Below are 6,377 nucleotides of genomic sequence, written 5' to 3'. Positions count from 1 at the left end.
GAAGTCACTGCCCGAGCTGCCGGTGTCCTGGGTGATGCCGGTGATGGCCACGGTGTTGCCGTCGCCATCCTGGTCAATCTTGGTGTCCACACTCCCTGAATCAGTCGCACTACCTGTATTCCCCGCAGGATCGGTCACTGTGGCGGTGACTGTATAAGAGCCTTCGGCCAAGGGTGTAACCACATCCACGGTGAAGGTGCCAGTGGGTGTGACGATCGCGGTCAGGGTTTGTTGATTACCGTTTGCATCGGTGACCAGCAAGGTTACGGTGCTGCCAGCGGGAGCATCCGTGGTTCCGGTCAGGGTCGGTGTGGTGTCATTGGTGTTATCTGGCGCAACGACGGAAATGGTGGGCGGGGTCAGGTCAAATACTTCATCTTCGCCAGCAGCACCAAGCGGTAGTTCACCATTAGCGTTGTAGGTGGTATCGAAGGTAGCTTCGGCAATGGTTGCGGAACCGGTACGGTCTATGGTGACAAAACCGCCGTTGCCACTGGCACCGGCGACACCACCAATACCGCCACCACCAGCGGCAGGTGCACCGCCTGCGGCAGAGGCTTCAAAGGCCTGAGTCGGGTCAGCCCCACCCAAGATCGCCTGTTGGAGGGCATTGATATCATCAGGAGTGCCAGCGGCACCATTTTGAGCCAGCTGGGGAGCATCCCCCTCTTCGGCAGGTTCACTCTGCTCGCTGGCCGGTTGCACATTGAACGACTGTCCGCCGCCCATGAAACTGGCGCCATCCGGCGACATGATCACCGCCCCTTTCGGCAGCACATCACCTTCAGCCAACAGCTTCCGGCTGCCATCTGCGGCCACCAGATAAATTTGTCCTTTGAGTTGGGTTACGGTTACGCCCTGTTCCAAGGTAACGGCATTGGTAATCATGTTCTCTCCTGAATCCTGATTTGAATGCAATAAGCCACAGCCTACTTTGCAGACTGAGGGGGAAAATAACCAGCTCGAAAATTCGAAAGGATAGACCGATTTGAGGCTGAACTGTTCAGCCAGACAGAAGTGTGTAAAACGAGGTTACGAGAATGGCAAAAACCAAAATTATCAATAAATTACAGAATGATGACGGGAGCATGACAAGGCATGCTCCCGTCAGGATTAACCCTAGGCTCCCGCCCAGAGGATGATAGCCAGCAGCTGTGGCGAGATGATCCGCAGGAACATCACCAGCGGGTAGACAGTGGCGTATGAGAGCGCACTGGCGCCACTGGTCGGGTGCATGGCGTTGGCAAAGGCCAGCGCGGGAGGATCAGTCATAGAGCCGGCCAGCAAACCACACAGGGTGAGGTAGTTCATCTTGCCGTAGAGGCGCGCCAGCACACCGACCACCAGCAGCGGGATCAGGGTGATCGCCATGCCGTAGAGCATCCAGGCTGGGCCATCACCGTTGATCAGGGTATCAACGAAACCGGCACCGGACTTGAATCCGACCACCGCCAGAAACAGCACGATGCCGATCTCCCGCAGCGCCAGGTTGGCGCTGGGGGGCATAAACCAGTAGAGCTTGCCGATGCTGCCAATCCGCGACAGGATCAGCGCCACCACCAGCGGCCCACCCGCCAGACCCAATTTGAGAGCGGCCGGGAAACCGGGCAGGTAGAAGGGGATGGAACCGAGCAATACGCCAAGGCCAATCCCGATAAATACCGGCAACATCTGCACCTGCTGCAGTTTTTGCTGCACGTTGCCGACCACATTGGTGACAGCTTCGATGGCATCGAGGCGCCCCACCAGGTTGAGAATATCGCCAAACTGCAGGCTGGTCTGACTGGTCGGCACCAGTTCGATACCAGCTCGGTTGAGGCGCGAGATCACCACGTCATAGCGTTGTTTGATATCCAGATCGCGGATCTTCTTGCCAAGAACCTGCTCGTTGGTCACCACCACCCGCTCGACGCGCAGGTCGGTACCACGAGTCGAGAGCGAGGTCTCCACCTCCTCCCCCAACACCAGCAACACCTTGTGCAGCGCATGGCGCTCACCGACCAAGTGCAGCAAGTCACCCAGTTCGATACGGGATTCCGGCCGTGGCACCATCAGCTCGTCGCCCCGTTTGAGCCGTGAACAGATGACATCAGACTCGTCGAGACTCGGGATCTCGCTCAGCATAAGGCCGTGCATGTTGGGGTTGCGCACCGCGATGTTGATGGTCTGCAAGCTCTCCTTGGTTTTACCGGTTTGTAGCTCGAACTGGGCGGCTTCATCGTCGATCTTGATGCGAAAGAATACCCGAACCAGCCACATGGTGAGCAAAATGCCGCAGATGCCAAACGGATAGGCAACCGCATAGCCCATCCCCATCAGGCCAGTCGAACCGGGCGCGGCCCCCAGCTCGGCCAGGATCTGCTGGCCCGCACCGAGGGATGGCGTATTGGTGACGGCACCGGAGAAGACCCCCAGAATGACCGGCAACGGCACATCGAAAAATTGATGCAAGCCAGCAGCCACCACGCAGCCAAGGATGACCAGCAAAGCGGCAAAGGCGTTGAGTTTGAGACCCGAACTGCGCAATGACGAGAAGAAACCCGGCCCGACCTGGATGCCGATGGTATAGACGAACAGGATCAGGCCAAATTCTTGAATAAAGTGAAGCGTTTGTGCATCCAGCGCGAGATCGGAGGCGCCTGCAAAGTGACCCACTATGATGCCGCCGAACAGCACCCCCCCTATTCCCAAGCCAACGCCATAGACTCGCCAGTTCCCCAGCCAGAGTCCTAGCACTGCCACCAGCGACAACATGCTGATGGAAAGCGCGATTTCACTCATTTCGTGCATCCTTTGCGAATTGAACTGGCCCTAGCTTGTCAGCAAACGCTGATGCCAACTGTGTGATACCGCACGAATTTATCCTTTTACGCGCTAAAAATACCAATTAAGGGCTAGTTGCAAGAAGTTAAGCGACGTAGCCGTAAATGGCCATAAAGTGACAAACGCTGCCACCCAGCACAAAGAGATGCCAGATGGCGTGGTTATAGGGGATCTGCTTTGCCACATAGAAGATGACCCCGAGGCTGTAGATAAGGCCGCCAAGCCCGAGCAGCAGCAGCCCCTCACCGGCCAGATGGATATAGAGCTGGTAGATGACCACCAGCGACAGCCAACCCAGCATCAGGTAGGTAAAGAGCGACAACTTCTTGAAGCGGTTGATAAACACCAGCTTGAACACCACGCCAGCCAGCGCCAGGGCCCAGATCACCACCATCAACCCTTTCGCCAGCGGCGTGTCGAGCGCCACCAGCAGAAAGGGGGTATAGGTGCCGGCAATCAGCAGATAGATGGCGCAGTGATCAAACACCTTGCACCAGCGTCTGGCCCGCCCTTCCGCCATGCTGTGGTAGAGGGTCGAGGCGAGATAGAGCAGCACCAGACTGCCGCCATAAAGGCTGTAACTCACCAGCGCCTGCGTGCCCTGCCCCCATCCCTTGATGAGCAACAACACCAGCCCGACAATCCCCAGCAACAATCCCGCACCGTGACTCAGCCGGTTTGCCAGCTCCTCCCGGGGGGAGTAATCCATCACACCACTCATAACATCGACTCCACAATAACTGTGGCTCACTCTACCCAGCGCCATTTCGGAGTACAAGTGTTCGCTTAAAAAATGGGGTGGCTGTCACCCGCCCCCCTTTGGTGTATGCTCTGCCGCCGATGCCCGAGACAAGCGGCATAGACACCAACACCGGTGACCTGGTCTGGAGAACCTGATGAAGTTGACTGAGCTGTTTGCACAAGCGGATCCCGCCTTTGGCGAGGCGATGAACACCTTGCTGGAGAGCTTCCACCACTCCGACGACAGTCAGGCCCCCTATCAGCGCGACCTGTTCACCCATCAGCTCGACCAGTCCAGCATGCCCGCCAGCGGCTGCTCGACCGAAGCCTATCTCGCCCGACTGGCCACTCTGGTACCCGGCGCCTCGCACCTCACTTCGCCACGCTACATGGGCCATATGACGGCGCCACTGCCGGCCTATACCGCCGAGCTGTCGCGCCTGCTGGTAATGCTGAACCAAAATCCGATGAAGATGGAGTCCTCCCGCCTGCTCAGCTTTCTGGAGCGGGAGGTGCTGGCCAAGCTGCACCGCCTCATCTACGGCATGGACGATGCCTTCTACGGCGAGCAGATGCATGCCAAGGATGCCGCCCTCGGCGTCATGACCAGTGGCGGTACCATCGCCAACGTCACAGCCCTCTGGCTGGCCCGCAACCGCGCCTGCGGCGACAACCTGTTCGCGCTCTATGAGCAGGGCTATCGCGGTGCCGTCATTCTGGGCTCACGCCTGATGCACTACTCCTTCGACAAGGGGATGGATCTGCTGGGATTGGGCGCCCGCAGCGTCTGGCGCCTTGAGACTGACGAGCAGAACCAGCTCAGTCTGGCTGCGCTGGAGCAGGCACTGATCCAGTGCAAGGAACAGAAACTCAAGGTGCTGGCGCTGGTCGGCGTGGCGGGCAGTACTGACTTTGGCTCCATCGATCCGTTACCAGAACTGGCGGCCATCGCCGAGCGCGAGCAGATCCACTTCCACGTGGATGCCGCCTGGGGCGGCCCGACCCTCTTCTCCCCCCGCTATCAAGGCCTGCTGACCGGCATTGAGCAGGCCGACACCGTCACACTGGATGGCCACAAACAGCTGCTGGTGCCACTCGGTACCGGCATGCTGCTCTGCCGCCAGCCCGACCTGATGATGGCGGTCAAGCGAGAGGCGCCCTACGCCATTCGTGCCACCTCGTTCGATCAGGGTCGCTTTACGCTGGAGGGCACCCGCCCGGCCAATGCCCTCTATCTGGATGCCGCTTTCCAACTCTTCGGCCAGCAAGGCTACGCCGAGCTTATCGAAGCCAACTACGACCGCGCCCGGCTGATGGCAGATCTCATCGAAAGTGACTCCGCCTTCGAGCTGATGTCGGCACCGGTGATGAACCTGCTCTCCTACCGCTGCATTCCACCCCACCTGCAGGGCAAGGTGCTGGATGAAGCGGCCAATGCACAGATCAACGACTTCAACGTGGCACTGCAAAAAGCCCAGCGGGCCGAGGGGCACAGCTTTGTCTCCCGCACCCAGCGGGCGGTGGTACGCTACGGCGCCCAACCGCTCACCCTGCTGCGCGCCGTGCTGCTCAACCCTCTGATTGAAGAGCGCCATATCCGCGACCTGCTGGCCGACCAGCAGCGACTGGGGATCTCGATTGCACGCCAACTGTTTGGCGACGGCGCGGAACCGGCGTAAAAATGAGCGGTCTTATTCATTTGCCGTTGTCCACCGTGCAGGTAGACTGGGCGAAATTTGCAGGCCATCTTTGAGGACTAGGCGCCAGACATGAAGCAATTTATTGAATTTATTCCACTTATCGTTTTCTTCGCGGTCTACAAGTTCTACGACATCTACATGGCTACCGGCGCACTGGTGGTGGTCACCGGTCTGCAGCTCGCCTATAGCTGGATCCGCTATCGCAAAGTCGAGAAGATGCAGCTCTTTACCTTCCTGCTGGTCGGCTTCTTTGGCGGTCTCACGGTTTTCTTCCACGATGACACCTTCATCAAGTGGAAAGTGACTGTCATCAACGTACTGTTCGCACTGGGTCTGCTCATCAGCCGCTACGGCTTTGGCAAAAACCTGATCAAGCAGATGCTGGCCAAGGAGCTGCAGGCACCCGACGCCATCTGGGATCGGGTCAACCTCGGCTGGGCCGGTTTCTTTGCCGTCTGCGGCCTGCTCAATCTCTATGTGGCCTTCAACCTGCCGCAAGAGATGTGGGTCAACTTCAAGGTGTTCGGCCTGCTCGGCATGACCCTGATCTTCACCCTGCTCAGCGGTGTCTACCTCTACCGCCACATTCCGGCTGATCAAAAAGAACAGCTGAAAAAATAACCCTCATAAGAAAAGGATTGTCTCATGTGGTATCTCATCTACTCCGAAGATGTTCAGGGCAGCCTGCCGCTGCGCAAGCAGGTTCGCCCCGCCCATCTGGCTCGCCTGCAAGCCCTGCAGGATGAGGGGCGGCTGCTGACTGCCGGCCCCAACCCGGCCATCGATGCCGAGGATCCGGCCGATGCCGGCTTTACCGGCAGCACTGTCATCGCCGAGTTTGCCTCACAAGCGGACGCCCAGGCCTGGGCCGATACCGATCCCTATGTGGCAGCTGGCGTCTATGCCAAAGTGACCATCAAGCCGTTCAAGAAGGTCTTCTGACCCGAAGCGAATAGCGAAATAAAAAAGGCCGGACTGGAAGTTCACTCCAGTCCGGCCTTTTTGCATCCCGGTATCAGCCTCACGCCCTGGCGACAAACCAGGGATTAAGGATGTCGGGCTTGTTGTAACGCAGCGGCGAGCCATCGAGTTGGGTGACGCTGCCCCCCGCCC

General features: G+C 58.6%; 6 protein-coding genes and 1 pseudogene. 3 read left to right on the top strand and 4 right to left on the bottom strand.

Translation table 11 applies throughout. The annotated features are described in order from the left end of the window. From DBR30_RS13115 to trhA, 3 genes are all read right to left on the bottom strand, one after another. The coding region (locus DBR30_RS13115; protein ID WP_258224423.1) for a retention module-containing protein at positions 1 to 888 on the bottom strand (888 nt) is incomplete at its 3' end. Positions 889 to 1,119: 231 nt separating this feature from the next. Further along, positions 1,120 to 2,781 carry a putative transporter gene (locus tag DBR30_RS13110; RefSeq protein ID WP_005335335.1) on the bottom strand — a complete coding sequence of 554 codons (1,662 nt, stop codon included), beginning with the start codon at positions 2,779 to 2,781 and terminating at the stop codon, positions 1,120 to 1,122. Between the two features lie 127 nt (positions 2,782 to 2,908). After that, a complete protein-coding gene (trhA, locus tag DBR30_RS13105) occupies positions 2,909 to 3,544 on the bottom strand; it encodes a PAQR family membrane homeostasis protein TrhA (protein ID WP_005335337.1) in 636 nt (211 codons plus the stop codon). 175 nt (positions 3,545 to 3,719) lie between these two features. Between trhA and DBR30_RS13100 the strand changes: the two genes are divergently transcribed. The 3 genes from DBR30_RS13100 (at position 3,720) to DBR30_RS13090 (ending at position 6,206) form a co-directional block, all read left to right on the top strand. Beyond that, positions 3,720 to 5,243 carry an aminotransferase class V-fold PLP-dependent enzyme gene (locus DBR30_RS13100; RefSeq protein ID WP_108542416.1) on the top strand — a complete coding sequence of 508 codons (1,524 nt, stop codon included), beginning with the start codon at positions 3,720 to 3,722 and terminating at the stop codon, positions 5,241 to 5,243. Positions 5,244 to 5,333: 90 nt separating this feature from the next. After that, entirely contained in the window at positions 5,334 to 5,885 is a 552-nt protein-coding gene (locus DBR30_RS13095) for a septation protein A (RefSeq protein ID WP_108542417.1), read from the top strand. A 24-nt stretch (positions 5,886 to 5,909) separates the two neighbouring features. Next, entirely contained in the window at positions 5,910 to 6,206 is a 297-nt protein-coding gene (locus DBR30_RS13090; RefSeq protein WP_108542418.1) for a YciI family protein, read from the top strand. A 79-nt stretch (positions 6,207 to 6,285) separates the two neighbouring features. Here the strand turns inward: DBR30_RS13090 and DBR30_RS13085 are convergent. Further along, a pseudogene (locus DBR30_RS13085) lies at positions 6,286 to 6,377 on the bottom strand (3'(2'),5'-bisphosphate nucleotidase CysQ); the annotation flags it as partial.

It is taken from the genome of Aeromonas sp. HMWF017, from assembly GCF_003061465.1.
Lineage (GTDB): Bacteria > Pseudomonadota > Gammaproteobacteria > Enterobacterales > Aeromonadaceae > Aeromonas > Aeromonas veronii.
Note: the sequence above shows the minus strand (reverse complement) of the source record. Positions and strands in the feature narration are given on the sequence as shown.

What these genes read in the sequence shown, in the direction of transcription:
- DBR30_RS13095 (WP_108542417.1), top strand. Translation starts at nt 5,334, where the DNA reads ATGAAGCAATTTATTGAATTTATTCCACTTATCGTTTTCTTCGCGGTC.
- DBR30_RS13100 (WP_108542416.1), top strand. Translation starts at nt 3,720, where the DNA reads ATGAAGTTGACTGAGCTGTTTGCACAAGCGGATCCCGCCTTTGGCGAG.
- DBR30_RS13090 (WP_108542418.1), top strand. Translation starts at nt 5,910, where the DNA reads ATGTGGTATCTCATCTACTCCGAAGATGTTCAGGGCAGCCTGCCGCTG.
- DBR30_RS13110 (WP_005335335.1), bottom strand. Translation starts at nt 2,781, where the DNA reads ATGAGTGAAATCGCGCTTTCCATCAGCATGTTGTCGCTGGTGGCAGTG.
- trhA (WP_005335337.1), bottom strand. Translation starts at nt 3,544, where the DNA reads ATGAGTGGTGTGATGGATTACTCCCCCCGGGAGGAGCTGGCAAACCGG.